Annotated in this window: 24 protein-coding genes and 1 pseudogene; 20 read left to right on the top strand and 5 right to left on the bottom strand. The window is 70.1% G+C overall.

Annotated elements, in window-relative coordinates:
• Positions 1 to 127 precede the first annotated feature (127 nt).
• Positions 128 to 2,347 carry an elongation factor G-like protein EF-G2 gene (locus tag OG230_RS06000; protein WP_328909084.1) on the bottom strand — a complete coding sequence of 740 codons (2,220 nt, stop codon included), beginning with the start codon at positions 2,345 to 2,347 and terminating at the stop codon, positions 128 to 130.
• A gap of 286 nt (positions 2,348 to 2,633) precedes the next feature.
• On the opposite strand from OG230_RS06000, the gene pgsA reads away from it, so the two are divergent.
• From pgsA to OG230_RS05925, 15 genes are all read left to right on the top strand, one after another.
• Entirely contained in the window at positions 2,634 to 3,308 is a 675-nt protein-coding gene (gene pgsA, locus OG230_RS05995; RefSeq protein ID WP_328909083.1) for a phosphatidylinositol phosphate synthase, read from the top strand.
• Complete coding sequence (locus OG230_RS05990) at positions 3,305 to 4,228, top strand: phosphatidylinositol mannoside acyltransferase (RefSeq protein WP_328909082.1); 924 nt, start codon at positions 3,305 to 3,307, stop codon at positions 4,226 to 4,228. Before pgsA ends, OG230_RS05990 begins: the two co-directional genes overlap by 4 nt.
• Entirely contained in the window at positions 4,225 to 5,385 is a 1,161-nt protein-coding gene (locus OG230_RS05985) for a glycosyltransferase family 4 protein (RefSeq protein WP_328909081.1), read from the top strand. Before OG230_RS05990 ends, OG230_RS05985 begins: the two co-directional genes overlap by 4 nt.
• A gap of 173 nt (positions 5,386 to 5,558) precedes the next feature.
• Positions 5,559 to 6,104 carry a hypothetical protein gene (locus OG230_RS05980; protein WP_328909080.1) on the top strand — a complete coding sequence of 182 codons (546 nt, stop codon included), beginning with the start codon at positions 5,559 to 5,561 and terminating at the stop codon, positions 6,102 to 6,104.
• 112 nt (positions 6,105 to 6,216) lie between these two features.
• Positions 6,217 to 7,137: a pyridoxal 5'-phosphate synthase lyase subunit PdxS gene (gene pdxS / locus OG230_RS05975; RefSeq protein WP_328909079.1), complete on the top strand. Its 921-nt coding sequence runs from the start codon at positions 6,217 to 6,219 to the stop codon at positions 7,135 to 7,137.
• Between the two features lie 6 nt (positions 7,138 to 7,143).
• Positions 7,144 to 7,737, top strand: coding sequence for a pyridoxal 5'-phosphate synthase glutaminase subunit PdxT (gene pdxT, locus OG230_RS05970; RefSeq protein WP_328909078.1), 594 nt, complete (start codon positions 7,144 to 7,146; stop codon positions 7,735 to 7,737).
• Positions 7,738 to 7,798: 61 nt separating this feature from the next.
• A complete protein-coding gene (locus tag OG230_RS05965) occupies positions 7,799 to 8,551 on the top strand; it encodes a YebC/PmpR family DNA-binding transcriptional regulator (RefSeq protein ID WP_328909077.1) in 753 nt (250 codons plus the stop codon).
• Positions 8,552 to 8,682: 131 nt separating this feature from the next.
• A complete protein-coding gene (ruvC, locus tag OG230_RS05960; protein WP_328909076.1) occupies positions 8,683 to 9,216 on the top strand; it encodes a crossover junction endodeoxyribonuclease RuvC in 534 nt (177 codons plus the stop codon).
• Positions 9,213 to 9,839 (top strand): Holliday junction branch migration protein RuvA, encoded by a 627-nt coding sequence (gene ruvA / locus OG230_RS05955; RefSeq protein WP_328909075.1) that lies wholly within the window; start codon positions 9,213 to 9,215, stop codon positions 9,837 to 9,839. The genes ruvC and ruvA overlap by 4 nt, the downstream gene beginning before the upstream one ends.
• Positions 9,840 to 9,909: 70 nt before the next feature.
• The gene (ruvB, locus tag OG230_RS05950) at positions 9,910 to 11,001 is read left to right on the top strand and encodes a Holliday junction branch migration DNA helicase RuvB (protein ID WP_328909074.1); all 1,092 of its coding nucleotides are present in this window, start codon (positions 9,910 to 9,912) and stop codon (positions 10,999 to 11,001) included.
• A gap of 165 nt (positions 11,002 to 11,166) precedes the next feature.
• Positions 11,167 to 11,631, top strand: a complete 465-nt coding sequence (gene yajC, locus OG230_RS05945; RefSeq protein WP_328909073.1) for a preprotein translocase subunit YajC — start codon at positions 11,167 to 11,169, stop codon at positions 11,629 to 11,631.
• A gap of 147 nt (positions 11,632 to 11,778) precedes the next feature.
• On the top strand, positions 11,779 to 13,533 hold the full coding sequence (gene secD / locus OG230_RS05940; RefSeq protein WP_328909072.1) for a protein translocase subunit SecD: 1,755 nt from the start codon (positions 11,779 to 11,781) through the stop codon (positions 13,531 to 13,533).
• Position 13,534: 1 nt separating this feature from the next.
• Positions 13,535 to 14,647 (top strand): protein translocase subunit SecF, encoded by a 1,113-nt coding sequence (gene secF / locus OG230_RS05935; protein ID WP_328909071.1) that lies wholly within the window; start codon positions 13,535 to 13,537, stop codon positions 14,645 to 14,647.
• Positions 14,644 to 15,195 carry an adenine phosphoribosyltransferase gene (locus tag OG230_RS05930; protein ID WP_328909070.1) on the top strand — a complete coding sequence of 184 codons (552 nt, stop codon included), beginning with the start codon at positions 14,644 to 14,646 and terminating at the stop codon, positions 15,193 to 15,195. The genes secF and OG230_RS05930 overlap by 4 nt, the downstream gene beginning before the upstream one ends.
• Positions 15,196 to 15,367: 172 nt before the next feature.
• Entirely contained in the window at positions 15,368 to 18,046 is a 2,679-nt protein-coding gene (locus OG230_RS05925; RefSeq protein WP_443051502.1) for a RelA/SpoT family protein, read from the top strand.
• Between the two features lie 77 nt (positions 18,047 to 18,123).
• Here OG230_RS05925 and OG230_RS05920 read toward each other — a convergent pair whose 3' ends face one another.
• Both OG230_RS05920 and OG230_RS05915 read right to left on the bottom strand, forming a co-directional pair.
• A complete protein-coding gene (locus OG230_RS05920) occupies positions 18,124 to 19,353 on the bottom strand; it encodes a DUF349 domain-containing protein (protein ID WP_328909069.1) in 1,230 nt (409 codons plus the stop codon).
• A gap of 190 nt (positions 19,354 to 19,543) precedes the next feature.
• Positions 19,544 to 20,332 carry a peptidylprolyl isomerase gene (locus tag OG230_RS05915; RefSeq protein WP_328909068.1) on the bottom strand — a complete coding sequence of 263 codons (789 nt, stop codon included), beginning with the start codon at positions 20,330 to 20,332 and terminating at the stop codon, positions 19,544 to 19,546.
• A 148-nt stretch (positions 20,333 to 20,480) separates the two neighbouring features.
• On the opposite strand from OG230_RS05915, the gene OG230_RS05910 reads away from it, so the two are divergent.
• Positions 20,481 to 21,167 (top strand): MBL fold metallo-hydrolase, encoded by a 687-nt coding sequence (locus OG230_RS05910; protein ID WP_328909067.1) that lies wholly within the window; start codon positions 20,481 to 20,483, stop codon positions 21,165 to 21,167.
• A gap of 15 nt (positions 21,168 to 21,182) precedes the next feature.
• The gene (gene hisS, locus OG230_RS05905; RefSeq protein WP_328909066.1) at positions 21,183 to 22,445 is read left to right on the top strand and encodes a histidine--tRNA ligase; all 1,263 of its coding nucleotides are present in this window, start codon (positions 21,183 to 21,185) and stop codon (positions 22,443 to 22,445) included.
• 128 nt (positions 22,446 to 22,573) lie between these two features.
• On the opposite strand, the pseudogene OG230_RS05900 reads toward hisS, so the two are convergent.
• Positions 22,574 to 22,702, bottom strand: a pseudogene (locus tag OG230_RS05900) (ABC transporter ATP-binding protein); the annotation flags it as partial.
• A 98-nt stretch (positions 22,703 to 22,800) separates the two neighbouring features.
• Here OG230_RS05900 and OG230_RS05895 point away from each other — a divergent pair.
• A complete protein-coding gene (locus OG230_RS05895; RefSeq protein WP_328909065.1) occupies positions 22,801 to 23,436 on the top strand; it encodes a vitamin K epoxide reductase family protein in 636 nt (211 codons plus the stop codon).
• Between the two features lie 44 nt (positions 23,437 to 23,480).
• The gene (locus OG230_RS05890; protein ID WP_328909064.1) at positions 23,481 to 24,863 is read left to right on the top strand and encodes a replication-associated recombination protein A; all 1,383 of its coding nucleotides are present in this window, start codon (positions 23,481 to 23,483) and stop codon (positions 24,861 to 24,863) included.
• Positions 24,864 to 24,906: 43 nt separating this feature from the next.
• On the opposite strand, the gene OG230_RS05885 is transcribed toward OG230_RS05890, so the two are convergent.
• The gene (locus OG230_RS05885; protein WP_328909063.1) at positions 24,907 to 25,608 is read right to left on the bottom strand and encodes a DUF2470 domain-containing protein; all 702 of its coding nucleotides are present in this window, start codon (positions 25,606 to 25,608) and stop codon (positions 24,907 to 24,909) included.
• A 193-nt stretch (positions 25,609 to 25,801) separates the two neighbouring features.
• Here OG230_RS05885 and rpsD point away from each other — a divergent pair, with 193 nt between their 5' ends.
• Positions 25,802 to 26,416 (top strand): 30S ribosomal protein S4, encoded by a 615-nt coding sequence (gene rpsD / locus OG230_RS05880; RefSeq protein WP_328909062.1) that lies wholly within the window; start codon positions 25,802 to 25,804, stop codon positions 26,414 to 26,416.
• Positions 26,417 to 26,418 lie beyond the last annotated feature (2 nt).

The following is a 26,418-nucleotide window of genomic DNA, read 5'->3' as shown; positions in this document are numbered from 1 at the left end:
GCGCTTTTCCCAACTACCGTACGCGGCACACCTTCTGAGCTGGGCCCACAGCGTATCGTCCTGACCGGATCACCGTCCCCCGCCGGACGAACGGGCTCGTGCGCACGCCGTGTCGCGGCGGACGCGGTCAGTCGGGCACCCCTTCCCGTTCCTCGCGGACGCGGTCGGCGAGCTGCCGTGGCATCGCTTCGTGCCGGGCGTACGCGCGGTCGAAGCGCCCGGTGCCGTGCGAGAGGGACCGCAGGTCGACGGCGTACCGGCCGATCTCCAGCTCGGGGACCTCGGCCCGTACGAGAGTGCGTCCGCCCGCTGCCTGTTCGGTGCCGACGACCCGGCCGCGCCGGCCGGACAGGTCGCTCATGACGGCGCCCACGTAGTCGTCCGGGATCAGCACGCTGACCTCGGCCACCGGTTCGAGCAGCTGGATACGGGTGTCCGCGGCTGCTTCGCGCAGGGCCAGGGCCGCCGCCGTCTGGAAGGCCGCGTCCGAGGAGTCCACCGAGTGGGCCTTTCCGTCCAGCAGGGTGATGCGTACGTCGACGAGCGGGTGACCCGCGGCGACTCCCCGGGCGGCCTGGGCGCGCAGGCCCTTCTCGACGGACGGGACGAACTGGCGGGGTACGGCTCCGCCGACGACCTTGTCGACGAACTCGATGCCGGTGCCGGGCGGCAGCGGCTCCACCTCGATCTCGCAGATGGCGTACTGGCCGTGGCCGCCGGACTGCTTGACGTGCCGGCCGCGCCCGGTGCAGCGGGTGGCGAACGTCTCGCGCAGAGGGACGCGGTGGGGGACCGCGTCGACCTGGACGCCGTAGCGGCTGCGCAGCCGTTCCAGGGCGACGTCGCGGTGGGCTTCGCCCAGGCACCACAGGACGACCTGGTGGGTGTCCGGGTTCTGTTCGAGGCGCATCGTGGGGTCCTCGGCGACCAGCCGTGACAGGCCCTGGGAGAGCTTGTCCTCGTCCGCCTTGCTGTGGGCCCGGATGGCGAGCGGCAGCAGCGGATCGGGCATGATCCACGGCTCCATCAGCAGGGGATCGTCCTTGGCGGAGAGGGTGTCCCCGGTCTCGGCCGCGCCGAGTCTGGAGACACAGGCCAGGTCGCCCGCGATGCACCGGTCCAGGGGCCGCTGCTGCTTCCCGAAGGGTGAGGTGAGCGCGCCCACCCGGATCTCGGCGTCGTGGGCGGGGCGTTCCTCGTGCCCCGGGTCGGTGAGCCCGTGACCGCAGACGTGCACGGTGTCGTCGGGGCGCAGAGTGCCGGAGAAGACGCGGACGAGGGACATGCGGCCGACGTAGGGGTCGGAGGCCGTCTTGACGACCTCGGCGACCAGGGGCCCGTCCGGATCGCAGACCGGTGCGGGGCGGGGGTCGCCCTGCGGGGTGGTGACGGCGGGGAGGGCGCGTTCCAGCGGGGTGGGGAACCCGCCGGTGATGAGTTCCAGGAGTTCGACGGTCCCGACTCCCTGGCGCGCTCCGTCGGCCGCGGGGGCCGCGGTGAGGACGGGGTGGAAGACGCCGCGTGCGACGGCGCGTTCCAGGTCGTCGACGAGGGTCTTGATGTCGATGTCGCCGCCCCCGAGGTAGTGGTCCATCAAGGTCTCGTCCTCGCTCTCGGCGATGATCCCTTCGATGAGCCGGTTGCGGGCGTCCCTGAGGGGTTCTCGCTGGCCGTCCGCGGGCGGCGTCTCCTTCCGTTCGCCGGAGGAGTAGTCGAAGATCCGCTGCGACAGCAGTCCGGTGAGGCCGGTGAGGGGCGCGTGCCCGTCCGGGGTCTGGGGGCCGCGTACCGGCAGATAGAGCGGGACCACGGCGTCGGGGTCGTCGCCCCCGAAGAGCTCGGCGCAGACCCGGGTCATCCCGTCGAAGGAGGTGCGGGCGGTGTCGAGGTGGGTGACGACGATGGCCCGCGGCATCCCGACGGCCGCGCACTCCTCCCACACGGCGCGGGTGGTGCCCGCGACGGCTTCCGCCTCCTGGGCGGCCGAGACGACGAAAAGGGCCGCGTCCGCCGCGCGCAGACCGGCCCTGAGTTCCCCGACGAAGTCCGCGTAGCCGGGGGTGTCCAGCAAATTGATCTTGTAGCCGCCCCATTCGACGGGGACCAGCGAGAGCTGTACGGAGCGCTGTCGGCGCTGTTCGATCTCGTCGTAGTCGGAGACGGTCGCGCCGTCCTCGACCCGGCCGGCCCGGTTGACCGCTCCCGCCGTCAGCGCGAGTGCTTCGACCAGGGTGGTCTTGCCGGAGCCACTGTGGCCGACCAGCACCACGTTGCGTACCGAAGTGGGCCGGTCGACCGTCGCCGCCCTGCCGGCGGCCCCGGATTGGTTGTGTGTCCTGTCGCCCATGATGTGTGCCTCCCGGTGGTGTGCGCGGTGCGTGTGAGCGCTGCGCGGTGAGGGGAGATAGGTGTGCACGGGCACGGGGGAGCCGTCGCGGCGGCTTCGTCGACGCCCGCGGTAATTCCGAGCTTTCCACGCACTTCGGGCGGCGTCCATACGTCGTGAGTGAGCGCCCGGGAGGGCGAGACACCCCCGGGGCGGGTGCCCGGCCGGTGGAGCAGACGGGTCGTGACTACGATGGGCCAGCCGGTGGCCGAAGTGGCCGCACGGCCCGCCGAACCTCGGGAAGGCCATGCTGAACAAGTACGCGCGTGCATTTTTTACGCGTGTCCTCACACCGTTCGCCGCTCTGCTGCTCCGTCTCGGGGTCAGCCCCGACGCGGTCACGCTCGTCGGCACGGCCGGAGTGATGGCAGGTGCGCTGGTCTTCTTCCCGATGGGGGAGTTCTTCTGGGGCACGATCGTCATCACGATCTTCGTCTTCTCGGACCTCGTCGACGGCAATATGGCGCGCCAGGCGGGGATCTCCAGCAGGTGGGGCGCGTTCCTCGACTCGACGCTCGACCGCGTCGCCGACGGGGCGATCTTCGCCGGCTTCGCCCTCTGGTACGCGGGCAGCGGTGACGACAACGTGCTGTGCGCGGTGGCGATCTTCTGCCTGGCGAGCGGCCAGGTGGTCTCGTACACGAAGGCACGTGGAGAATCGATCGGCCTGCCGGTCGCGGTGAACGGACTGGTGGAGCGCGCCGAGCGCCTGGTGATCTCGCTGGTCGCGGCCGGACTCGCGGGTCTGCACACCTTCGGCGTTCCCGGCATCGACATCCTGCTGCCGATCGCGCTGTGGATCGTCGCCGTCGGCAGCCTGGTGACGCTGATCCAGCGTGTGGTGACCGTGCGCCGGGAGTCCGCGGAGGCCGACGCCGCCGCGGCGGCCTCGGCGCAGCAGGGGAGCGAGGCCGCCCAGTGAGCGGCACCGGGGACGGGCTGCGGGGACGGGTGACGGACGGGCTGTACGGGCTCGGCTGGGGTGCGGTCAAGAAGCTTCCCGAGCCGGTTGCCCAGAAGCTCTTCCGCACCATCGCCGACCAGGTGTGGAAGCGGCGCGGGAAGAGCGTGCTGCGGCTGGAGTCGAATCTGGCGCGGGTGGTGCCGGACGCGGACGCCGCCCGGCTCGCCGAGCTGTCCAAGGCCGGTATGCGCTCGTACATGCGCTACTGGATGGAGTCCTTCCGGCTGCCGACGTGGACGCCTCGGCGGATCAGCGAAAGCATCGAGGTACGGGAGGTCCACCGCCTGACGGAGGGCCTCGACGCAGGGCGGGGAGTCATTCTGGCTCTTCCGCACCTGGCCAACTGGGACCTCGCGGGCGCCTGGGTGACGACCGGCCTCAAGGTCGGCTTCACCACCGTCGCCGAACGCCTCAAGCCGGAGACGCTCTACGACCGGTTCGTCGCCTACCGCGAGGGCCTGGGCATGGAGGTGCTGCCGCACAACGGCGGCGCGGCCTTCGGCACGCTCGCCCGGCGGCTGCGCGCGGGCGGCCTGATCTGCCTGGTCGCCGACCGCGACCTGTCGTCCTCCGGCGTCGAGGTGACGTTCTTCGGCGACACCGCGCGGATGCCGGCCGGGCCCGCGCTGCTCGCCCAGCAGACCGGGGCGCTGCTGCTCCCCGTGACGCTCTGGTACGACGGCACTCCGGTCATGAAGGTGCGCGTCCACCCGCCCGTCGAGGTACCCGAGACAGGCGAACGCGGCGAGAAGACGTCTGTGATGACACAGGCGCTGGCCGATGCCTTCGCCGTCGGAATCGCCGAGCATCCGGAGGACTGGCACATGCTGCAGCGCCTCTGGGTCTCCGATCTGGACCCCCGAGGGGAACAGCCGTGAAGATCGGCATTGTCTGCCCGTACTCCTGGGACGTACCGGGGGGCGTGCAGTTCCACATCCGCGACCTCGCGGAACACCTGATCCGCCTCGGCCATCAGGTCTCCGTGCTGGCGCCCGCCGACGACGAGACCCCGCTGCCGCCGTACGTGGTCTCGGCGGGCCGCGCCGTCCCCGTTCCGTACAACGGGTCGGTGGCGCGGCTGAACTTCGGCTTCCTGTCGGCCGCGCGCGTACGCAGGTGGCTGCACGACGGCACCTTCGACGTGATCCACATCCACGAGCCGACCTCGCCCTCGCTGGGGCTGCTCGCCTGCTGGGCGGCGCAGGGGCCGATCGTCGCGACGTTCCACACGTCCAATCCGCGCTCCCGGGCGATGATCGCGGCGTATCCGATCCTCCAGCCCGCGCTGGAGAAGATCCGCGCGCGCATCGCGGTGAGCGAGTACGCGCGCCGGACCCTCGTCGAGCATCTGGGCGGCGACGCGGTCGTCATCCCCAACGGTGTCGATGTGGACTTCTTCGCCCGGGCGGAGCCCAAGGCGGAGTGGCAGGGCGGGACGATCGGGTTCATCGGGCGTATCGACGAGCCGCGCAAGGGGCTGCCGGTCCTGATGAAGGCGCTGCCCGCGATCCTCGCCGCACGCCCGGAGACCAGACTGCTGGTCGCCGGACGCGGCGACGAGGAGGAAGCGGTCGCCTCGCTGCCCAAGGAACTGCGCGACCGCGTGGAGTTCCTCGGCATGGTGAGTGACGAGGACAAGGCACGGCTGCTGCGCAGCGTCGACGTGTACGTCGCGCCGAACACCGGGGGCGAGAGCTTCGGCATCATCCTGGTCGAGGCGCTGTCGGCGTCCGCGCCGGTGCTCGCGAGCGATCTGGACGCGTTCGCCCAGGTGCTCGACCAGGGTTCGGCGGGCGAGCTGTTCGCCAACGAGGACGCGGACGCGCTGGCCACGGCCGCGATCCGGCTCCTGGGCGACCCCGAGCGGCGGGCCGGGCTCCGCAAGCGCGGCAGCGCACATGTGCGCCGCTTCGACTGGGCGACGGTGGGTGCGGACATCCTGGCGGTGTACGAGACGGTGACGGACGGGGCCGCGTCGGTGGCCGCGGACGAGCGCACGGGGCTGCGGGCGCGCTTCGGGCTGGCCCGGGACTGAACCGTCCCGCCGGGTATCGGGTCATGGACGCCCGGCGGTCCCAACTCCTGCGGCGGCGCGGCCCGTTCGCCGGTCGCGACCGGCGGGGGTGACCCCGGTCAGGCCGCCGGCGGGCGCCGTGCGGCCCGCCCGTCGGCCGGGGTGCGGGCCGGGCGACGGTAGCCTTGCGGCCCGTGACCGAAACCCTCATCTGGATCGCCGTCGCGCTCGTCGCGATCGGCCTGTACCTCAGCTGGACCGCCGGAAGGCTGGACCGGCTGCACGCGCGGATCGACGCGGCCCGGGCCGCGCTCGACGCCCAACTCCTGCGTCGCGCCTCGGTCACCCAGGAACTGGCCACGTCCGGTGTCCTCGACCCGGCCGCGTCCATCGTCCTGTACGAGGCCGCGCACGCCGCCCGCCAGGCCGAGGAGGAGCAGCGGGAGGTCGCCGAGAGCGAGCTCAGCACCGCACTGCGCGCCGTCTTCGGTGAGACGGCCCAGGTCGATGCCGTGAAGGAGATCCCCGGCGGGGTCGAGGCGGCGGCCGAGCTGGCCGCCGCGGTGCGCCGGGTGCCGATGGCGCGGCGGTTCCACAACGACGCGGTGCGCGCGGCCCGCGCCTTGCGCAGACACCGTACGGTGCGGCTGTTCCGGCTGGCCGGTCACGCGCCCTTCCCCCTCGCGTTCGAGATGGACGACGAGCCACCGGTGGCGCTCGCGGACCGCCCCGGCACCTGAGGACGGGGCCAAAACGATCCACGGGGTACTTATTGGCCCTTGCTGTGGACTGGTCGCGGGGCGTTTGCTCTGCCTTGCACCAGTCAGCGTCTTCCCCGAGTGAGGTCGATCCGTGTCCACGCTTCCCAGCACCCCGCAGTCCACCGAGTCCCCGGCCGTCGGCACCAGCCGCGTCAAGCGCGGCATGGCCGAGCAGCTCAAGGGCGGCGTGATCATGGACGTCGTCAACGCCGAGCAGGCGAAGATCGCCGAGGACGCCGGCGCCGTGGCCGTCATGGCCCTGGAGCGGGTGCCCGCCGACATCCGTAAGGACGGCGGCGTGGCCCGGATGTCCGACCCCAACATGATCGAAGAGATCATCGAGGCCGTCTCCATCCCCGTCATGGCCAAGTCGCGCATCGGCCACTTCGTCGAGGCCCAGGTCCTGCAGTCCCTCGGCGTCGACTACATCGACGAGTCCGAGGTCCTGACCCCGGCCGACGAGGTCAACCACAGCGACAAGTTCGCCTTCACGACCCCCTTCGTCTGTGGCGCCACCAACCTGGGCGAGGCCCTGCGCCGCATCGCCGAGGGTGCGGCCATGATCCGCTCGAAGGGCGAGGCCGGCACCGGCAACGTCGTCGAGGCCGTCCGCCACCTGCGCCAGATCAAGAACGAGATCGCCCGGCTGCGCGGCTACGACAACAACGAGCTGTACGCCGCCGCCAAGGAGCTCCGCGCCCCGTACGAGCTCGTCAAGGAGGTCGCCGAGCTCGGCAAGCTGCCCGTCGTCCTGTTCTCCGCGGGTGGCGTCGCCACCCCCGCCGACGCCGCGCTGATGCGCCAGCTCGGTGCCGAGGGTGTCTTCGTGGGCTCCGGCATCTTCAAGTCCGGCGACCCCGCCAAGCGCGCCGCCGCGATCGTGAAGGCCACCACCTTCTACGACGACCCCAAGATCATCGCGGACGCCTCCCGCAACCTGGGCGAGGCCATGGTCGGCATCAACTGCGACACCCTGCCCGAGACCGAGCGCTACGCCAACCGCGGCTGGTAGTCACTGATGAGCGACACCCCTGTGATCGGAGTCCTGGCTCTCCAGGGCGACGTGCGGGAACATCTGATCGCCCTGGCCTCGGCTGACGCCCTGGCCAGGCCGGTCCGGCGTCCCGAGGAGCTCGCCGAGGTCGACGGCCTCGTCATACCCGGCGGCGAATCCACCACCATGTCCAAGCTCGCCGTGCTCTTCGGCATGCTCGACCCGCTGCGCGAGCGGGTGAGTGCCGGAATGCCGGTCTACGGCACCTGCGCGGGCATGATCATGCTCGCCGACAAGATCCTCGACCCGCGCTCGGGCCAGGAAACCGTCGGCGGAATCGACATGATCGTGCGCCGTAACGCCTTCGGACGCCAGAACGAATCGTTCGAGGCGGCCGTCGAGGTCGACGGAATCGCGGACGGTCCGGTCGAAGGCGTGTTCATCCGGGCACCCTGGGTCGAATCCGTCGGAGCGCAGGTCCAGGTGATCGCCGAACACGGCGGTCACATTGTCGCCGTACGGCAGGGAAACGCCCTTGCCACGTCATTCCACCCGGAACTGACCGGAGACCACCGGGTTCACGCACTCTTCGTCGACATGGTGCGCGCAGTCCTCTGACTCGACCCCGGTAGGATCTCTCGGGTTCGGATCGATTTTGGTGACGCGAAGGAGAAGGCAGATGTCCGGCCACTCTAAATGGGCTACGACGAAGCACAAGAAGGCCGTGATTGACGCCAAGCGCGGCAAGCTCTTCGCGAAGCTGATCAAGAACATCGAAGTAGCGGCCCGCTCCGGCGGTGTCGACCCCGAGGGCAACCCGACGCTCGTCGACGCCATCCAGAAGGCGAAGAAGAGCTCCGTCCCGAACAAGAACATCGACTCCGCGGTCAAGCGCGGTGGCGGTCTCGAAGCGGGCGGCGCCGACTACGAGACGATCATGTACGAGGGCTACGGTCCGAACGGTGTCGCGGTGCTCATCGAGTGCCTCACCGACAACCGCAACCGTGCCGCGTCCGACGTACGGGTCGCGATGACCCGCAACGGCGGCTCGATGGCCGACCCGGGTTCGGTCTCGTACCTCTTCAACCGCAAGGGCGTCGTCATCGTCCCCAAGGGCGAGCTGTCCGAGGACGACGTCCTCGGTGCCGTGCTCGACGCGGGTGCCGAGGAGGTCAACGACCTCGGTGAGACGTTCGAGGTCGTCAGTGAGGCCACCGACATGGTCGCGGTCCGCACCGCGCTCCAGGACGCCGGCATCGACTACGACTCGGCCGAGGCCAACTTCCTGCCCACCATGCAGGTCGACCTCGACGAAGAGGGCGCACGCAAGATCTTCAAGCTCATCGACGCGCTGGAGGACAGCGACGACGTGCAGAACGTCTTCGCCAACTTCGACGTCTCGGACGAGGTCATGGAGAAGGTCGACGCCTGATTTCCGGGCAGTCGCCGCACAGGCGCAGCCGACGGGCCGACGGGGACACACCCCGTCGGCCCGTCGCATTGTCAGTGCGAGCCGATAGCCTGCGGGAACAGTTGACCGATCGGTGAGGGGAGGGGCGCTTCGTGCGTGTACTCGGCGTGGACCCGGGGCTGACCCGGTGCGGGGTCGGAGTCGTCGAAGGGGTCGCGGGCCGTCCCCTGACGATGATCGGCGTCGGTGTCGTCCGCACCCCCGCCGACGCGGAGCTCGGCCACCGGCTGGTGGCCATCGAGCGCGGCATCGAGGAGTGGCTCGACACGCACCGGCCCGAATTCGTCGCCGTGGAGCGGGTGTTCAGCCAGCACAACGTGCGTACGGTGATGGGCACCGCCCAGGCCAGCGCGGTCGCCATGCTCTGCGCCTCGCGCCGCGGCATCCCGGTGGCCCTGCACACCCCCAGCGAGGTCAAGGCCGCAGTCACCGGCTCGGGGCGTGCCGACAAGGACCAGGTCGGCGCGATGGTGACCCGGCTCCTGCGGCTCGACGCGCCGCCCAAACCGGCCGACGCGGCCGACGCCCTCGCGCTCGCCATCTGTCACATCTGGCGGGCCCCCGCGCAGAACCGGCTCCAGCAGGCAGTCGCCGCCCATCGCACCCTGAAAGGCCGTACCGCATGATCGCCTTCGTCTCAGGCCCGGTGGCCGCCCTCGCCCCGACCACGGCCGTGATCGAGGTCGGCGGCATCGGCATGGCCGTCCAGTGCACCCCCCACACGCTCGCCGATCTCCGGATCGGCAAGGAGGCCAGGCTCGCGACCTCCCTCGTCGTACGGGAGGACTCGCTGACCCTCTACGGCTTCGCCGACGACGACGAGCGCCAGGTCTTCGAGCTGCTCCAGACCGCCAGCGGAGTCGGCCCCCGGCTCGCCCAGGCCATGCTGGCCACCCACAGCCCCGACGCTCTGCGCATCGCCGTGGCCACCGGCGACGAGAAGGCGCTCACCGCCGTCTCCGGCATCGGCAAGAAGGGCGCGCAGAAGCTGCTCCTGGAGCTCAAGGACCGGCTCGGGGAGCCGGTCGGCGCCCACATCGGGCAGCAGGGCATCGGCAGTGCGGTCACCTCGGGCTGGCGCGATCAGCTCCAGGCCGCGCTGATCGGACTCGGGTACGCGACCCGCGAGGCCGACGAGGCGGTCGCCGCCGTGGCGCCGCAGGCCGAGGCCGCGCTCGCGGACGGCGCTCAGCCGCCCGTACCGCAACTGCTGCGCGCCGCTCTGCAGACGCTCAACCGCGCACGCTGACCCCACGCACCACACCGGTCCGGGCACCGCACGGCCCGGCACCGAGACACCCGAGGCGGGACTGACCGAAATGAACTGGGACGAGACCGGACCCGACACCGACGAGCGTCCGCACGTCGACGCCGGGCTCGACGACCGGCTGGTCGACGCCGGGGCGGACGGCGAGGACACCGCGGTCGAGGCGGCGCTGCGCCCCAAGGACCTCGACGAGTTCGTCGGCCAGGAGAAGGTCCGTGAGCAGCTCGACCTGGTCCTCAAGGCCGCCCGCGCCCGCGGCGCCACGGCCGACCACGTCCTGCTCTCCGGTGCGCCCGGTCTCGGCAAGACCACCCTGTCCATGATCATCGCAGCTGAGATGAACGCCCCGATCAGGATCACCTCGGGCCCCGCCATCCAGCACGCGGGCGACCTCGCGGCGATCCTCTCCTCCCTCCAGGAGGGCGAGGTCCTCTTCCTCGACGAGATCCACCGCATGTCGCGGCCCGCCGAGGAAATGCTCTACATGGCCATGGAGGACTTCCGCGTCGACGTCATCGTCGGCAAGGGCCCCGGCGCCACCGCGATCCCCCTGGAGCTGCCGCCCTTCACCCTGGTCGGCGCCACCACCCGGGCCGGCCTGCTGCCTCCCCCGCTGAGGGACCGTTTCGGCTTCACCGGGCACATGGAGTTCTACGCCCCCGCCGAGCTGGAGCGCGTCATCCACCGCTCCGCACGCCTCCTGGACGTCGCCATCGACGTGGACGGCGCCGCGGAGATCGCCGGGCGCTCCCGGGGCACGCCCCGTATCGCCAACCGGCTGCTGCGCCGCGTCCGGGACTACGCGCAGGTCAAGGCCGACGGCCGGATCGACCAGGACATCGCCGCCGCAGCCCTGCGGGTGTACGAGGTCGACGCCCGCGGCCTGGACCGGCTGGACCGCGCGGTGCTCGGAGCCCTGCTGAAACTCTTCGGCGGCGGACCCGTGGGCCTGTCCACCCTCGCGGTCGCCGTGGGGGAGGAGCGGGAGACCGTCGAAGAGGTCGCGGAGCCCTTTCTCGTACGCGAAGGGCTGCTCGCGAGGACTCCGCGTGGCCGGGTGGCTACCCCCGCGGCCTGGGCACATCTGGGCCTGGTTCCGCCACAGCAAGGCGGAAAGGGACAACAGGGCCTCTTCGGGGCGTGATGAATCACAGGTTCGCCCGAAGAGGAACCACGGTGCCATGCTGGGCGTTGTTCCAATGATGCGGACTCGCTTAGACTCCGCCGATGCCGCCCGTACAGGTCGGTGTACCCACCCCCGTAGACCAGGCCGCATTCCAACGCGGTCGTGCGAAGGAATTTCCGTCCCGTGAATATCGTGACTCTCCTCCCCTTCATCGTGCTCATCGGGGCCATGTTCCTGATGACCCGGTCCGCCAAGAAGAAGCAGGCGGCGGCTGCGCAGATGCGCAACGACATGCAGCCCGGCACCGGCGTCCGGACGATCGGGGGCATGTACGCCACCGTCAAGGAGCTTCACGACGACACGGTTCTCCTTGAGGTCGCGCCCGGCGTCCACGCCGTCTACGCCAAGAACTCGATCGGTGCCGTCCTCGACGACGCGGAGTACAACCGCATCGTCCACGGCGACGACGAGGACCTGAAGGCCGAGGGCACGATCGTGCCCGACGACGCGTCCTCGCTCACCACGGACTCCGACGCCGACGCCTCGGACGACGCGAAGATCGACCTGGGCAAGAAGGCCGAGGCCGACGACGTCGAGGACAAGGACGTCGACTCCAAGGACGCCAAGGGCGACGGCGAAGCGAAGTAGTTCACGGTCCGGGGGCGTCGCGCGCCTACAGGTGCGCGGCGTCCGACGGAGCGTGCGGTCTTCTGCGGGGGGCAGGTCCCCACATCACTTCGTGGCCGCTCGGGCGCGTACCCGGCGCGGGGCGGTTGGACAGGGAGAAACGAGAAGGTGGCAGCACCGAAGAAGGGCCGAGGGCCGGCGGGCGGTCAGAGCAGGCCGGGGCGTGCCCTGGTCCTGATCCTGATCGCCATGGTCGCGCTCACCGGCGGGATGTTCCTGTCCGGTCACACCACGCCGCGGCTGGGTATTGACCTGGCCGGCGGCACGTCGATCACGCTCGAGGCCAAGAACCAGCCCGGCAAGCCGAACGCGATCAACAAGACCAACATGGACACCGCGGTCAGCATCATCGAGCGCCGTGTCAATGGTCTGGGTGTCTCCGAGGCCGAGGTTCAGACCCAGGGCGATCGCAACATCATCGTCAACATCCCCAAGGGGACGAACTCCAAGCAGGCTCAGGAGCAGGTCGGCACGACCGCCCAGCTCTACTTCCGGCCCGTGATCACGGTCACCGCCGGTACGCCGACGCCCACGGGGTCCGAGAGCCCTTCGGCGACGGGGTCGCCCAGTGCCACGCCCAGCGCGAAGGCGGGCGACAAGGAGACGGCCTCGGACTCGAAGGCCACTCCCTCGGCGAGCGCCACCTCCCAGGGCCGTGCGGTCACCGACGCCCTGAAGAAGGACAAGACGCCCAGCCCCGGCGCGAGCACCACGGAGGCCCCGGCCTCCACGGAGCCGCCCGCCGCCGAGACGCCGGACCCGGCGACCGCCGCGCTGCAGAAGAAGTTCACCGAACTCGACTGCACCGACAAGTCGGCCCGCGCCAAGGCCGGTGAGAACGTCAAGCCCGAGGACCCGACGGTCGCGTGCAGCGCCGAGGGCGACGCCAAGTACATCCTCGGCCCGGCCGAGGTCTCCGGTACGGACGTCGACGACGCCAAGGCCCAGTTCGACCAGCAGCGGGGCATCTGGCTCGTCTCCATGGAGTTCACCGACAAGGGCTCCAAGAAGTTCCAGACGATCACGCAGAAGCTGTCGTCGCAGCAGTCGCCGCAGAACCAGTTCGCGATCTCCCTCGACGGCGAGGTCGTCTCCGCGCCGCAGGTGAACGAGACCCTCAGCGGCAGCGCCGAGATCTCCGGCAGCTTCACCCAGCAGTCCGCCGAGGACCTGGCCAACGTGCTCTCGTACGGTGCCCTCCCGCTGTCCTTCCAGCAGCAGAGCGTCACCACGGTGACCGCGGCGCTCGGTGACGAGCAGCTGCAGGCCGGTCTCATCGCCGGCGCCATCGGTCTCGCCCTGGTCGTCATCTACCTGGTGGCCTACTACCGCGGACTGGCGCTCATCGCGCTCCTCAGCCTCGCGGTGTCCGGCATCCTGACGTACACGATCATGGCCCTGCTCGGCCCGGCCATCGGCTTCGCGCTGAACCTGCCCGCGGTCTGTGGAGCCATCGTGGCGATCGGTATCACCGCGGACTCGTTCATCGTGTACTTCGAACGCGTCCGTGACGAGATCCGCGAAGGCCGCACGCTGCGTCCGGCCATCGAGCGGGCGTGGCCCCGTGCCCGGCGCACGATCCTGGTCTCCGACTTCGTGTCGTTCCTCGCCGCCGCGGTGCTCTTCCTCGTGACGGTCGGCAAGGTCCAGGGCTTCGCGTTCACGCTCGGCCTGACCACGCTGCTCGACGTCGTCGTGGTGTTCCTCTTCACCAAGCCCGTCATGACACTGATGGGCCGCACCAAGTTCTTCTCGAGCGGTAACGCGTGGTCCGGACTGGACCCGAAGCGTCTCGGCGCCAAGCCGCCGCTGCGCCGCTCGCGCCGTATCAACGCTCCCACCGACCACCCGAAGGAGGCGTGAGATGTCGCGACTCGGCAATCTCGGCGCCCGGCTCTACCGTGGCGAGGTCGGTTACGACTTCATCGGCAAGCGCAAGATCTGGTACGGCGTCTCGATCCTGATCACGATCACGGCCATCGTCGGCCTCGCGGTCAGCGGCCTCAACATGGGCATCGAGTTCAAGGGCGGCGCGGTCTTCACGACCGACGAGAAGCCCAAGGTCTCGGTCTCCCAGGCCCACGAGAGCGCCGTGGAGGCGTCCGGCCACGAGGCGATCGTCCAGGAGCTCGGCAACGGCAACATGCGGATCCAGATCACCGAGGTCGGGACCGAGAAGGCCAACGAGATCAAGACCCAGCTCTCCGAGGACCTCGGTGTGCCCGAGGCGAAGATCAACGCGGACCTGGTCGGCCCCAGCTGGGGTGAGCAGATCGCCAACAAGGCGTGGACCGGTCTCGGGATCTTCATGGTCCTCGTGGTGATCTACCTCGCCATCGCCTTCGAGTGGCGGATGGCCGTCGCGGCGCTCGTCGCGCTGATCCACGACATCACGATCACGGTCGGGATCTACGCCCTGGTGGGCTTCGAAGTCACCCCGGGCACCGTGATCGGTCTGCTGACGATCCTCGGTTACTCCCTCTACGACACGGTCGTCGTCTTCGACAGCCTCAAGGAGGGCCAGAAGGGGATCACCAAGCAGACCCGCTGGACCTACAGCGAGGTCGCGAACCGCTCGATCAACAGCACCCTGGTCCGCTCGATCAACACCACCGTCGTCGCGCTGCTGCCCGTCGCCGGCCTGCTGTTCATCGGTGGCGGTGTCCTGGGCGCGGGCATGCTCAACGACATCTCGCTGTCGCTGTTCGTCGGCCTCGCGGCCGGTGCGTACTCCTCGATCTTCATCGCCACGCCGCTCGTCGCCGACCTCAAGGAACGCGACCCGCAGATGAAGGCGCTGAAGAAGCGGATCCTCGCCAAGCGTGCGGCAGCCGCCGCCAAGGGCGAGTCCGTCGAGGACGAGCGCGACGACGAGCCCCGTGACGACTCCCACGAGGACGCCGAGACCGCAGGCGCCGTCGTGGGCCAGCGTCAGCAGCCCAGGGGCCACGGCCGCACCTCGGGGAACCGTCGATGACCACCAGCGCCGAAACCACCCGCGAGCTGCTGCTCAGCCGCATCCGTGACGTCGCCGACTATCCGAAGCCCGGCGTGATGTTCAAGGACATCACCCCGCTGCTCGCGGACCCGGTCGCCTTCACGCTGCTGACCGACACCCTTGCGGAGCTGTGCGTACAGCACGGCGCCACCAAGATCGTCGGTCTGGAGGCGCGCGGCTTCATCCTGGCGGCGCCGGTCGCGGTGCGGGCGGGCCTCGGCTTCGTACCGGTCCGCAAGGCCGGCAAGCTGCCCGGAGCCACGCTCAGCCAGGCGTACGAGCTGGAGTACGGCTCCGCGGAGATCGAGATCCACGCGGAGGACCTGTCGGCCGACGACCGGATCATGGTCATCGACGACGTCCTCGCCACCGGCGGCACCGCCGAGGCATCGCTGGAACTGATCCGGCGGGCCGGCGCCCAGGTCTCGGGCGTCGCGGTCCTCATGGAGCTCGGTTTCCTCCCGGGCCGCGCACGGCTGGAACCGGCGCTGCGAGGCGCCCCACTGGAGGCCCTGATCACCGTCTGACCGACGGCAGGAAGGGCCGGCGCACGACAGCCGGACACACAGGACGGGCACCCGGGAACACCCGGGTGCCCGTCCCGCGTTCCGAAGGGTCCCCCGGTCCCCGGGCGTCGGCCCGCCACCGGGTCGATACCATGGGCTTTCCGGGTACCCCGGTTCCGCACGAGGAGCGCTCTTGCCAGACGAGGCCCAGCCAGTCGCCGCCCCGCAGCCCGACAAGCCCGCGGCGGACAACGCCACGCCCGAGAAGGCGCAGCCGGCGGGCACGCCGAAGCCTGCGGCGCGTGAGCCCGCGGACAGCCCCGGGAAGGCACCGGAACCCGCCTCGCCGGCCCCCGCGAAGGCCGGGCCGACCCCGGCGAAGGCCGCACCGGGACCCGGTGCGGGCACCGAGCCCCCGGCCGGCGCCGCCGAGCCCGCCGCCGGAGCACCGGCCGCGCCCGCGGAGGCGACCGGGCCCGTGAAGGACCCCGCGCCCCCGGCAGGACCGGCGGCCAAGCCCCCCGTCAAGCCCACGGCCAAGCCGGTCGTCCCGGCCGGCTCGGTGCCCCGCTCCGGCGGATCGTCCAACCGGGTCAGGGCGCGCCTGGCCCGGCTCGGCGTCCAGCGCTCCAGCCCGTACAACCCCGTGCTCGAACCGCTGCTGCGGACGGTCCGCTCCAACGACCCCAAGATCGAGACGGCGACACTGCGCCAGATCGAGCGCGCCTACCAGGTCGCCGAACGCTGGCACCGGGGCCAGAAGCGCAAGAGCGGCGACCCGTACATCACGCACCCGCTCGCCGTCACGACGATCCTCGCCGAGCTCGGCATGGACCCCGCCACCCTGATGGCCGGGCTCCTGCACGACACCGTCGAGGACACCGAGTACGGCCTGGACACCCTGCGCAAGGACTTCGGCGACCAGGTCGCACTGCTCGTCGACGGCGTCACGAAGCTCGACAAGGTCAAGTTCGGCGAGGCCGCCCAGGCCGAGACCGTACGCAAGATGGTCGTCGCCATGGCCAAGGACCCCCGGGTCCTGGTGATCAAGCTCGCCGACCGGCTGCACAACATGCGCACCATGCGCTATCTCAAGCGGGAGAAGCAGGAGAAGAAGGCCCGCGAGACCCTTGAGATCTACGCGCCCCTGGCCCACCGCCTGGGCATGAACACCATCAAGTGGGAGCTGGAGGACCTCGCCTTCGCGATCCTCTACCCCAAGATGTACGACGAGATCGTCCGTCTCGTCGCGGAGCGGGCCCCCAAGCGCGACGAGTACCTCGCCATAGTGACCGACGAGGTCCAGTCCGACCTGCGCGCCGCCCGCATCAAGGCCACCGTCACCGGACGGCCGAAGCACTACTACAGCGTCTACCAGAAGATGATCGTGCGAGGCCGCGACTTCGCCGAGATCTACGACCTGGTGGGGATTCGTGTACTTGTCGACACGGTCCGCGACTGCTACGCGGCCCTCGGCACCGTTCACGCGCGATGGAATCCGGTCCCCGGCCGGTTCAAGGACTACATCGCGATGCCGAAGTTCAACATGTACCAGTCGCTGCACACCACGGTGATCGGTCCCAGCGGCAAGCCCGTCGAGCTCCAGATCCGTACGTTCGACATGCACCGCCGCGCCGAGTACGGCATCGCCGCGCACTGGAAGTACAAGCAGGAGGCCGTCGCCGGTGCCTCCAAGGTCCGCACCGACGTGCCCAAGAACACCGGCCGCGGCCAGGACACCGTCAACGACATGGCGTGGCTGCGCCAGCTCCTGGACTGGCAGAAGGAGACCGAGGACCCCAGCGAGTTCCTGGAGTCCCTGCGCTTCGACCTCTCGCGCAACGAGGTCTTCGTCTTCACGCCCAAGGGCGACGTCATAGCGCTGCCCGCCGGTGCCACCCCCGTGGACTTCGCGTACGCCGTCCACACGGAGGTCGGCCACCGGACGATAGGAGCACGGGTCAACGGGCGCCTCGTCCCGCTCGAATCGACCCTGGACAACGGTGACCTCGTCGAGGTCTTCACCTCCAAGGCGGCCGGCGCCGGACCCTCCCGGGACTGGCTCGGCTTCGTCAAGTCGCCCCGCGCCCGGAACAAGATCCGCGCCTGGTTCTCCAAGGAGCGCCGCGACGAGGCGATCGAGCAGGGCAAGGACGCCATCGCGCGCGCCATGCGCAAGCAGAACCTGCCGATCCAGCGGATTCTGACCGGTGACTCGCTCGTCACGCTCGCCCACGAGATGCGCTACCCGGACATCTCGTCGCTGTACGCGGCCATCGGTGAGGGCCATGTCGCCGCCGCCGGCGTCGTACAGAAGCTCGTCCAGGCGCTCGGCGGAGAGGACGCCGCCAACGAGGACCTCGTCGAGAGCGCACCGCCCTCGCGCGGTCGCAGCAAGCGCCGGGCCAACGCCGACCCGGGCGTGGTCGTCAAGGGCGTCGAGGACGTCTGGGTCAAGCTGGCCCGCTGCTGCACCCCCGTCCCGGGCGACCCGATCATCGGCTTCGTCACCCGCGGCAGCGGCGTCTCGGTGCACCGCGCCGACTGCGTCAACGTCGACTCGCTGTCCCAGCAGCCGGAGCGCATCCTCGAGGTCGAGTGGGCCCCCACCCAGTCCTCGGTCTTCCTGGTCGCCATCCAGGTCGAGGCACTGGACCGGTCCCGCCTGCTCTCCGACGTCACCCGCGTCCTGTCCGACCAGCACGTCAACATCCTGTCGGCGGCCGTCCAGACGTCCAGGGACCGGGTGGCGACCTCGCGCTTCACCTTCGAGATGGGCGACCCGAAGCACCTGGGGCACGTTCTGAAGGCCGTGCGGGGCGTGGAGGGCGTCTACGACGTCTACCGGGTGACCTCGGCCCGCCGGCCGTAGCCCGGACGCCACGAGAACGCGAGAGGGGCTCCTGTACGCGAAGTACAGGAGCCCCTCTCGCGTTCATGTGGCCGGAATCAGCCGCTGAACTCCTCCAGGCCCTTGAGCGCCTGGTCCAGCAGCGCCTGCCGGCCCTCGAGCTCCTTGGCCAGCTTGTCCGCCCTGGCGTTGTTGCCCGAGGCGCGAGCCGTGTCGATCTGCTTGCGCAGCTTGTCCACGGCCGCCTGGAGCTGACCGGTCAGACCCTCGGCGCGCGCCCGCGCCTCCGGGTTCGAACGGCGCCACTCGTTCTCCTCGGCCTCCTGGAGCGCGCGCTCCACCGCCTGCATCCGCCCCTCGACCTTCGGGCGGGCGTCACGCGGTACGTGGCCGATGGCCTCCCAGCGCTCGTTGAGGGCACGGAAGGCGGCCCTGGCCGTCTTCAGGTCCCTCACCGGCACCAGCTTCTCGGCCTCCTCGGCGAGCTCCTCCTTGAGCTTGAGGTTCTCGCCCTGTTCCGCGTCCCGCTCGGCGAACACACCACTGCGGGCAGCGAAGAACACGTCCTGCGCACCGCGGAAGCGGTTCCACAGGTCGTCCTCGGCCTCGCGCTGGGCGCGGCCCGCGGCCTTCCACTCGGTCATCAGGTCGCGGTACCGGGCGGCCGTCGTACCCCAGTCCGTGGAACCGGAGAGTGCCTCGGCCTCGGCGACCAGCTTCTCCTTGGCCTTGCGGGCGTCCTCGCGCTGCGCGTCGAGCGCCGCGAAGTGAGCCTTGCGGCGCTTGGAGAACGCCGACCGGGCATGCGAGAAGCGATGCCACAGCTCGTCGTCCGACTTGCGGTCGAGGCGGGGAAGCCCCTTCCACGTGTCGACCAGGGCCCTCAGCCGCTCGCCGGCCGAGCGCCACTGCTCGCTCTGCGCCAGCTCCTCGGCCTCGACGACGAGCGCCTCCTTGGCCTGCCGGGCCTCGTCGGTCTGCTTCGCCTTCTGGACCTTGCGCTCCTCGCGCCGCGAGTCGACCGTCGCGACGAGCGCGTCCAGCCGGGTACGCAGCGCGGCGAGGTCGCCCACGGCGTGATGCTCGTCCACCTGCGTGCGCAGGTGGTCGATCGCGGCCGTCGCGTCCTTGGCCGAGAGATCGGTGGTCTTCACCCGCCGCTCGAGGAGGCCGATTTCGACCACCAAGCCCTCGTACTTGCGCTCGAAGTAGGCCAGGGCCTCCTCGGGGGAACCGGCCTGCCACGATCCGACGACCTGCTCGCCATCGGCTGTACGCACGTACACGGTGCCCGTCTCGTCGACGCGGCCCCACGGGTCGCTGCTCACAGCGCCTCCTCCACCTGATGCCTGCGAGGGGGTTCGCCCCCCGGGCATCGTCCACAGTTTCCTGGGGCGGGCATCGCCCGCCCTGCACAACGCCAATCTAGGCGACCGGCCACCCGGCTGTCCGCACTCAGCGCGGCTGAAATTCTCCGGTCCGCGCCACGCGGCAGGGTGGGCCGGCCGCCCGGCCGGATCAGACCTTGTCGACCGCGGCCTTCTCGACGGTGACGGTCTTCTTCGGGGCACCGTCACCCGCACCACCGGCGACGCCCGCCTCGGCGACCGTCTTGACGGTCTTCAGCCCGGCCTCGTCCATCGTGCCGAACGGCGTGTACGTGGGCGGGAGTTTGGTGTCCTTGTAGACCAGGAAGAACTGGCTGCCACCGGTGCTCGGCTGGCCGGTGTTGGCCATCGCCACCGTGCCCGCGGGGAAGGTGACGGTTCCGTCCCCGCCCGCCTTGCCCAGGGCCGTCAGGTTCTCGTCCGGGATCGTGTAGCCGGGACCGCCGGTGCCGTCGCCCTTCGGGTCACCGCACTGGAGGACGAAAATGCCCTCCGTGGTCAGGCGGTGACACTTCGTACCGTCGAAGTACCCCTTGTCCGCGAGGGCCTTGAAGGAATTCGTGGTGTGCGGAGTCTTCGCGGCGTCCATGGTGAACGCTATGTCGCCCTGGCTGGTCTTGAGCGACATTGAGTACTTAGCCGTCTTGTCGATCTTCATCTCGGGCTCCGGCGCGGCACTCTCGCTCTCGGAGGGCGTCGCCGACGGGCTCGCGCTCGCCGCCGCGTCGGGCTTGTCCTTGTCGTCGTCGCCGCCGACGGAGACGTACGCGCCCGCGCCGATGACCGCCACCACGGCCAGCGCGGACGCGATGACCACGGTGAGACGCCTGGTCCTCCGGCGGGCTTCCTCCCTGCGCTGCTGCTGCCGCTCGAACTTCTCGCGGGCGAGCTGCCGCCGCCGCTGATCGCTGCTGACCACCGGTTGATCTCCTTGTACGTCGTGTGATCCGGCCTGGGTTGCCCCGTACCGTATATGGGTTAGCTGTGGGATGAGGAGCGCCGGTAGGCTCTGATCTGCTGGATCTGTCTCAACACCCTCTCCCGTCGGACGAACATTAAGGACGATCGTGCTCATTGCCGGGTTCCCCGCCGGGGCCTGGGGGACCAATTGCTACCTGGTCGCCCCCGCCGCAGGCGAGGAGTGCGTGATCATCGATCCCGGGCATCAGGCCGCCCAGGGCGTCGAGGAGACGCTGAAGAAGCATCGGCTCAAGCCTGTCGCAGTCGTGCTCACCCATGGCCACATCGACCACGTCGCCTCGGTCGTCCCCGTGTGCGGCGCCCATGACGTCCCTGCCTGGATCCACCCGGAGGACCGTTACATGATGAGCGACCCGGAGAAGGGCCTCGGCCGCTCCTTCGGTATGCCTCTCATGGGCGAGCTGACCGTGGGGGAGCCGGACGACGTCAAGGAGCTGACCGACGGCGCCGTGCTGAATCTGGCCGGTCTGGAGTTCGGCGTCGCGCATGCGCCCGGCCATACCAAGGGGTCGGTGACGTTCAGGATGCCCGAGGCCGCGGATGTTCCGCAGGTTCTCTTCTCGGGCGACCTGCTCTTCGCCGGCTCCGTCGGACGCACCGACCTGCCCGGCGGCAGCCAGGCCGAGCTGCTCGAGTCGCTGGCCCGTGTGTGCCTGCCGCTCGACGACTCGACCGTGGTGCTGTCCGGCCACGGCCCCCAGACGACCATCGGCCGCGAGCGCGCCTCCAACCCGTATCTGCACGGCATGGACGCGCCCCGCCGAGGAATGTGACGAGAGAGAAACCCTGTGAGTACCTTCCAGGCCCCCAAGGGCACGTACGACCTGATCCCGCCGGACTCCGCGAAGTACCTCGCGGTCCGTGAGGCGATCTCCGCACCGCTGAAGAACTCCGGCTACGGCTACATCGAGACCCCCGGCTTCGAGGACGTCGCCCTCTTCGCCCGAGGCGTCGGTGAGTCCACCGACATCGTCTCGAAGGAGATGTACGCCTTCGAGACCAAGGGCGGCGACAAGCTCGCCCTGCGCCCCGAGGGCACCGCCTCGGTGCTGCGCGCGGCACTGGAGGCCAACCTCCACAAGGCCGGCAACCTCCCCGTCAAGCTCTGGTACTCGGGCTCGTACTACCGGTACGAGCGCCCGCAGAAGGGCCGCTACAGGCACTTCTCGCAGGTCGGCGCCGAGGCCATCGGTACGGAGGACCCGGCGCTCGACGCCGAGCTGATCATCCTGGCCGACCAGGCGTACCGCTCGCTCGGTCTCCGCAGCTTCCGCATCCTGCTGAACTCGCTCGGCGACAAGGAGTGCCGCCCGGTGTACCGGGAGGCGCTCCAGGGCTTCCTGCGCGATCTCGACCTCGACGAGGACACCCGCCGCCGCATCGAGATCAACCCGCTCCGCGTCCTCGACGACAAGCGGGCCGAGGTCCAGAAGCAGCTGGTCGGCGCTCCGATGCTGCGCGACTACCTCTGTGACGGCTGCAAGGCGTACCACGAGGAGGTCCGCGGTCTGCTGACGGCAGCCGGTGTGGTGTACGAGGACGACGAGAAGCTCGTCCGCGGCCTCGACTACTACACGCGCACGACCTTCGAGTTCGTCCACGACGGCCTGGGCTCGCAGTCCGCGGTGGGCGGCGGCGGCCGTTACGACGGTCTGTCCGAGATGATCGGCGGCCCCGCGCTGCCGTCCGTCGGCTGGGCGCTCGGCGTGGACCGTACGGTTCTCGCCCTGGAGGCCGAGGGCATCGAGCTCGCCATCCCCGCCACCACCAGCGTGTACGCGGTCCCGCTCGGTGACGAGGCCCGCCGGGTGCTCTTCGGCATCGTCACGCAGCTGCGTCGCGAGGGTGTGGCGACGGACTTCGCGTTCGGCGGCCGTGGTCTGAAGGGCGCGATGAAGAGCGCGAACCGGTCGGGTGCGCGGTTCACGATCGTCGCGGGCGAGCGCGACCTGGCCGAGGGCAACGTCCAGCTCAAGGACATGGAGTCGGGCGAGCAGGAAGCGGTCGCCCTGGCGGACGTGACCGAGGCGATCCGCTCGCGCCTGGCGTAGGGGCGCGGCCCCGGTTCGGGCAACCGCGGTTCGGGAAGGGGCGGGCGGGCCTGTCGCCCGCCCGCCCCTTCCCGTCCCGTCACCCGGCGATCCCCTCACGCCCCCGTACCGCTTCGTTCGCCCTCTGCCTCGCGCACGGTCAACTCGGCGGGTGCCGATTCATCCTGGTGGACGGCGCCGACCCGGGAACGGTGGTGGCGGTCCGCGACGGCCGCGTCGGTGCCGAGGACCAGCACGGTTCCCTCGTCCCGGCTCCGGACGTGCGTACACACGTATGTCCATCGAACGGATGACGCCGCAGGCGGTGCGGCACAATGGCGGTGCCCAGCTGGCTACTCAGTGACGGAACGGCGATATGACGACTGCAGCGGTAGACCATCCCTCCTCGGGCCAGGCAGAGGACGGTGCGAAGGGGACCATCGGGGGCAGTCGCGCGCTGGCGCTGCTCCTGGTGATCACGGGTGCGGCCGGACTGCTCGCCGCCTGGGTCATCACGATCGACAAGTTCAAGCTGCTCGAGGACCCCAGCTTCACCCCCGGGTGCAGCCTCAACCCGGTCGTCGCGTGCGGCAACATCATGAAGAGCGACCAGGCGTCCGCGTTCGGGTTCCCCAACCCGATGCTCGGACTGGTCACCTACGCGATGGTGATCTGCATCGGAATGGGGCTGCTGGCCGGGGGCCGCTTCCGGTCCTGGTTCTGGCTCGGCCTCAACGCGGGCACGCTGTTCGGGGTCGGCTTCTGCACCTGGCTCCAGTACCAGTCGCTGTACAACATCAACTCGCTGTGCCTGTGGTGCTGCCTGGCCTGGGTCGCCACGATTGTCATGTTCTGCTACGTCACCACGCACAACATCAAGCACCGCGTCCTGCCCGCCCCCAGCTGGCTGCGTACCTTCCTGCTGGAGTTCCACTGGGTGCCGCCGGTCCTCTGGATCGGCATCATCGGGATGCTGATCCTGACCCGCTGGTGGGACTTCTGGACCAGCTGACGGGCCCGAGGGCGTTGTCAGTGGGGTGACATAGGCTTCACAGCGTGGAGCCCGATCTCTTTACCGCAGCCGCCGAAGACCGCCAGGAAAAGGACCCGTCCGCCAGCCCGCTCGCTGTGCGGATGCGTCCTCGTACGGTCGATGAGGTCGTCGGCCAGCAGCACCTCCTCAAGCCGGGCTCACCCCTGCGCCGTCTCGTGGGGGAGGGCAGCGGCGGCCCCGCCGGCCCGTCGTCGGTGATCCTCTGGGGCCCGCCAGGCACCGGCAAGACGACCTTGGCGTACGTGGTCAGCAAGGCGACGAACAAGCGCTTCGTCGAGCTCTCCGCGATCACCGCGGGCGTCAAGGAGGTCCGCGCCGTCATCGAGGGCGCGCGCCGCGCCACCGGGGGGTACGGCAAGGAGACCGTCCTCTTCCTCGACGAGATCCACCGCTTCTCCAAGGCCCAGCAGGACTCGCTCCTGCCCGCGGTGGAGAACCGCTGGGTGACGCTGATCGCGGCCACCACGGAGAATCCGTACTTCTCGATCATCTCCCCCCTGCTCTCGCGCTCCCTGCTGCTCACCCTGGAGCCGCTGACCGACGAGGACCTGCTCGCGCTGATCACCCGCGCCCTGACCGACGAGCGCGGGCTCGGCGGCGCGGTGACGCTGGCCGAGGACGCGCAGGCCCACCTGCTGCGCATCGCCGGAGGCGACGCCCGCAGGGTGCTCACCGCGCTGGAGGCGGCGGCCGGAGCCGCACTGGCCACCCACGAGCAGGAGATCACCCTCCAGACCGTCGAGGCCACCGTCGACCGGGCCGCCGTGAAGTACGACCGGGACGGCGACCAGCACTACGACGTGGCGAGCGCCCTCATCAAGTCGATCCGCGGCTCGGACGTGGACGCGGCACTGCACTATCTGGCCCGGATGATCGAGGCGGGGGAGGACCCCCGGTTCATCGCCCGCCGGCTCATGATCTCCGCCAGCGAGGACATCGGCCTGGCCGATCCCACGGCGCTGCCCATCGCGGTCGCGGCAGCCCAGGCCGTGGCCATGATCGGCTTTCCGGAGGCGGCACTCACCCTCAGCCACGCCACCATCGCGCTGGCGCTGGCACCGAAGTCCAACGCGGCGACGCTGGCGATCTCCGCCGCCCAGGAGGATGTGCGCAGGGGGCTCGCGGGCCCCGTGCCGGCCCATCTGCGCGACGGTCACTACAAGGGCGCGGCCAAGCTGGGGCACGCCCAGGGCTATGTCTATCCGCACGACGTCCCGGGCGGCATCGCCGCCCAGCAGTACGCCCCGGATGCCGTGCGCGACAAGCGGTACTACACACCCACGCGCTACGGCGCGGAGGCACGGTACGCGGATGTGGCGGACCGGGTCAGGGAGCGGCTGGGCAGGGACGGCTCCGACGGAGCGGACGGCGGCGCGTCCGCCTGACCGGCTCGGCCCCCGGTCCCGGCCCGGGACCGGGCGGCGGGGGTCAGCAGGACGCCGCCTCGAAGAGGGTGTGCATGGCCCGGCGCAGCTCGACGACGTCCCGTACGGGCTCGGGAAACTCGAACCGCGCGTCGAAGCACGAGCCCTGGCCCTCGACGAAGCGCACCCGCAGACCGAAGCGGTCGAGCGCCACCGGCACGGCGGACGGCCGATGGGCGGCGCATTCGCAGCCCGTCCGCTCGCCCAGCAGTGCGCAGAGCGTCCCCATCTGTTCGCCGTGGGCCGCGTGCAGGTGCTGGAGCAGTTCCGTCTCGTGCACGACGAGCGGATCCGGGGCGGCGTCGCGGAACGCGTCGGGCTCGACGTCCTGGGCTCCCCAGAGATCGTCCACGTACGCCTCCGCCGTCTCCAGCCGCAGCATCATCCGGCCGGGCTGTGCCAGCCCCGGTACGGAGGTCAGCCAGCCGGAGACCCAGGCGCGGCCACGGATACGGTGCGGGACGGAGACCGGTGCCACATCCGTGAGCTCCAGCACGGCAGTGAGTTCGTCGCCCTGGGCGCGCGTCGCGGCCCGTACGACCGGGGATCCGGCGGGGAATTCGAGGAACAGGTCGCCGTCGGGACCTACGCTGCGGGAGCTGGGCACCAGGTGTTCGGGGCAGGGCACATCGAGCCCGGGTACGACCAGTGCGGCGGAGCAGGTACTCTGTACGAGAGTTCGTGTGCGCTCGGCTGCTGACGGCATCCGAGTGTTTTCAAGCCCGCTGGGACGCGGCTGACCACGATCAGATCGGCCTTCCGTCGTAGCGGCGCCCTCGTGCGCGCCGCCGCTGTCTGTGTTGTCCGTGACGTCTGTGGTGTTCCCAGGGCTAGACATGCGATCTCCTTGAGTAAGGTAAGCCTTACCTAACTTAACCTACAACGGAGGTCTGGAGAACGTGCCTAACCAGTCGCGTCCCAAGGTCAAGAAGTCGCGTGCCCTCGGCATCGCTCTGACGCCGAAGGCTGTCAAGTACTTCGAAGCTCGTCCGTACCCGCCGGGCGAGCACGGCCGTGGCCGCAAGCAGAACTCGGACTACAAGGTCCGTCTGCTCGAGAAGCAGCGTCTGCGTGCGCAGTACGACATCAGCGAGCGCCAGATGGCGCGCGCCTACGACCGCGCCAAGAAGGCCGAAGGCAAGACGGGCGAGGCGCTGGTCGTCGAGCTCGAGCGCCGCCTCGACGCCCTGGTCCTGCGTTCGGGCATCGCCCGCACCATCTACCAGGCCCGTCAGATGGTCGTCCACGGCCACATCGAGGTCAACGGTGGCAAGGTCGACAAGCCGTCGTTCCGCGTCCGCCCGGACGACATCATCCAGGTGCGCGAGCGCAGCCGCTCCAAGGTCCCCTTCCAGGTGGCCCGCGAGGGTGGTTACGACACCGACGGTGAGACCCCGCGCTACCTCCAGGTGAACCTGAAGGCCCTGGCCTTCCGCCTGGACCGGGACCCGAACCGCAAGGAAATCCCGGTCATCTGCGACGAGCAGCTCGTCGTCGAGTACTACGCCCGCTGATC

The organism is Streptomyces sp. NBC_00234, assembly GCF_036195325.1.
GTDB lineage: Bacteria > Actinomycetota > Actinomycetes > Streptomycetales > Streptomycetaceae > Streptomyces.
This window is presented reverse-complemented; position numbering and strand designations above follow the sequence as displayed.

Coding starts and splice junctions, on each gene's coding strand:
- OG230_RS05930 (WP_328909070.1), top strand. CDS start 14,644: ATGACCACCAGCGCCGAAACCACCCGCGAGCTGCTGCTCAGCCGCATC.
- OG230_RS05895 (WP_328909065.1), top strand. CDS start 22,801: ATGACGACTGCAGCGGTAGACCATCCCTCCTCGGGCCAGGCAGAGGAC.
- secF (WP_328909071.1), top strand. CDS start 13,535: ATGTCGCGACTCGGCAATCTCGGCGCCCGGCTCTACCGTGGCGAGGTC.
- pgsA (WP_328909083.1), top strand. CDS start 2,634: ATGCTGAACAAGTACGCGCGTGCATTTTTTACGCGTGTCCTCACACCG.
- ruvA (WP_328909075.1), top strand. CDS start 9,213: ATGATCGCCTTCGTCTCAGGCCCGGTGGCCGCCCTCGCCCCGACCACG.
- OG230_RS06000 (WP_328909084.1), bottom strand. CDS start 2,347: ATGGGCGACAGGACACACAACCAATCCGGGGCCGCCGGCAGGGCGGCG.
- OG230_RS05885 (WP_328909063.1), bottom strand. CDS start 25,608: ATGCCGTCAGCAGCCGAGCGCACACGAACTCTCGTACAGAGTACCTGC.
- pdxT (WP_328909078.1), top strand. CDS start 7,144: ATGAGCGACACCCCTGTGATCGGAGTCCTGGCTCTCCAGGGCGACGTG.
- OG230_RS05965 (WP_328909077.1), top strand. CDS start 7,799: ATGTCCGGCCACTCTAAATGGGCTACGACGAAGCACAAGAAGGCCGTG.
- ruvB (WP_328909074.1), top strand. CDS start 9,910: ATGAACTGGGACGAGACCGGACCCGACACCGACGAGCGTCCGCACGTC.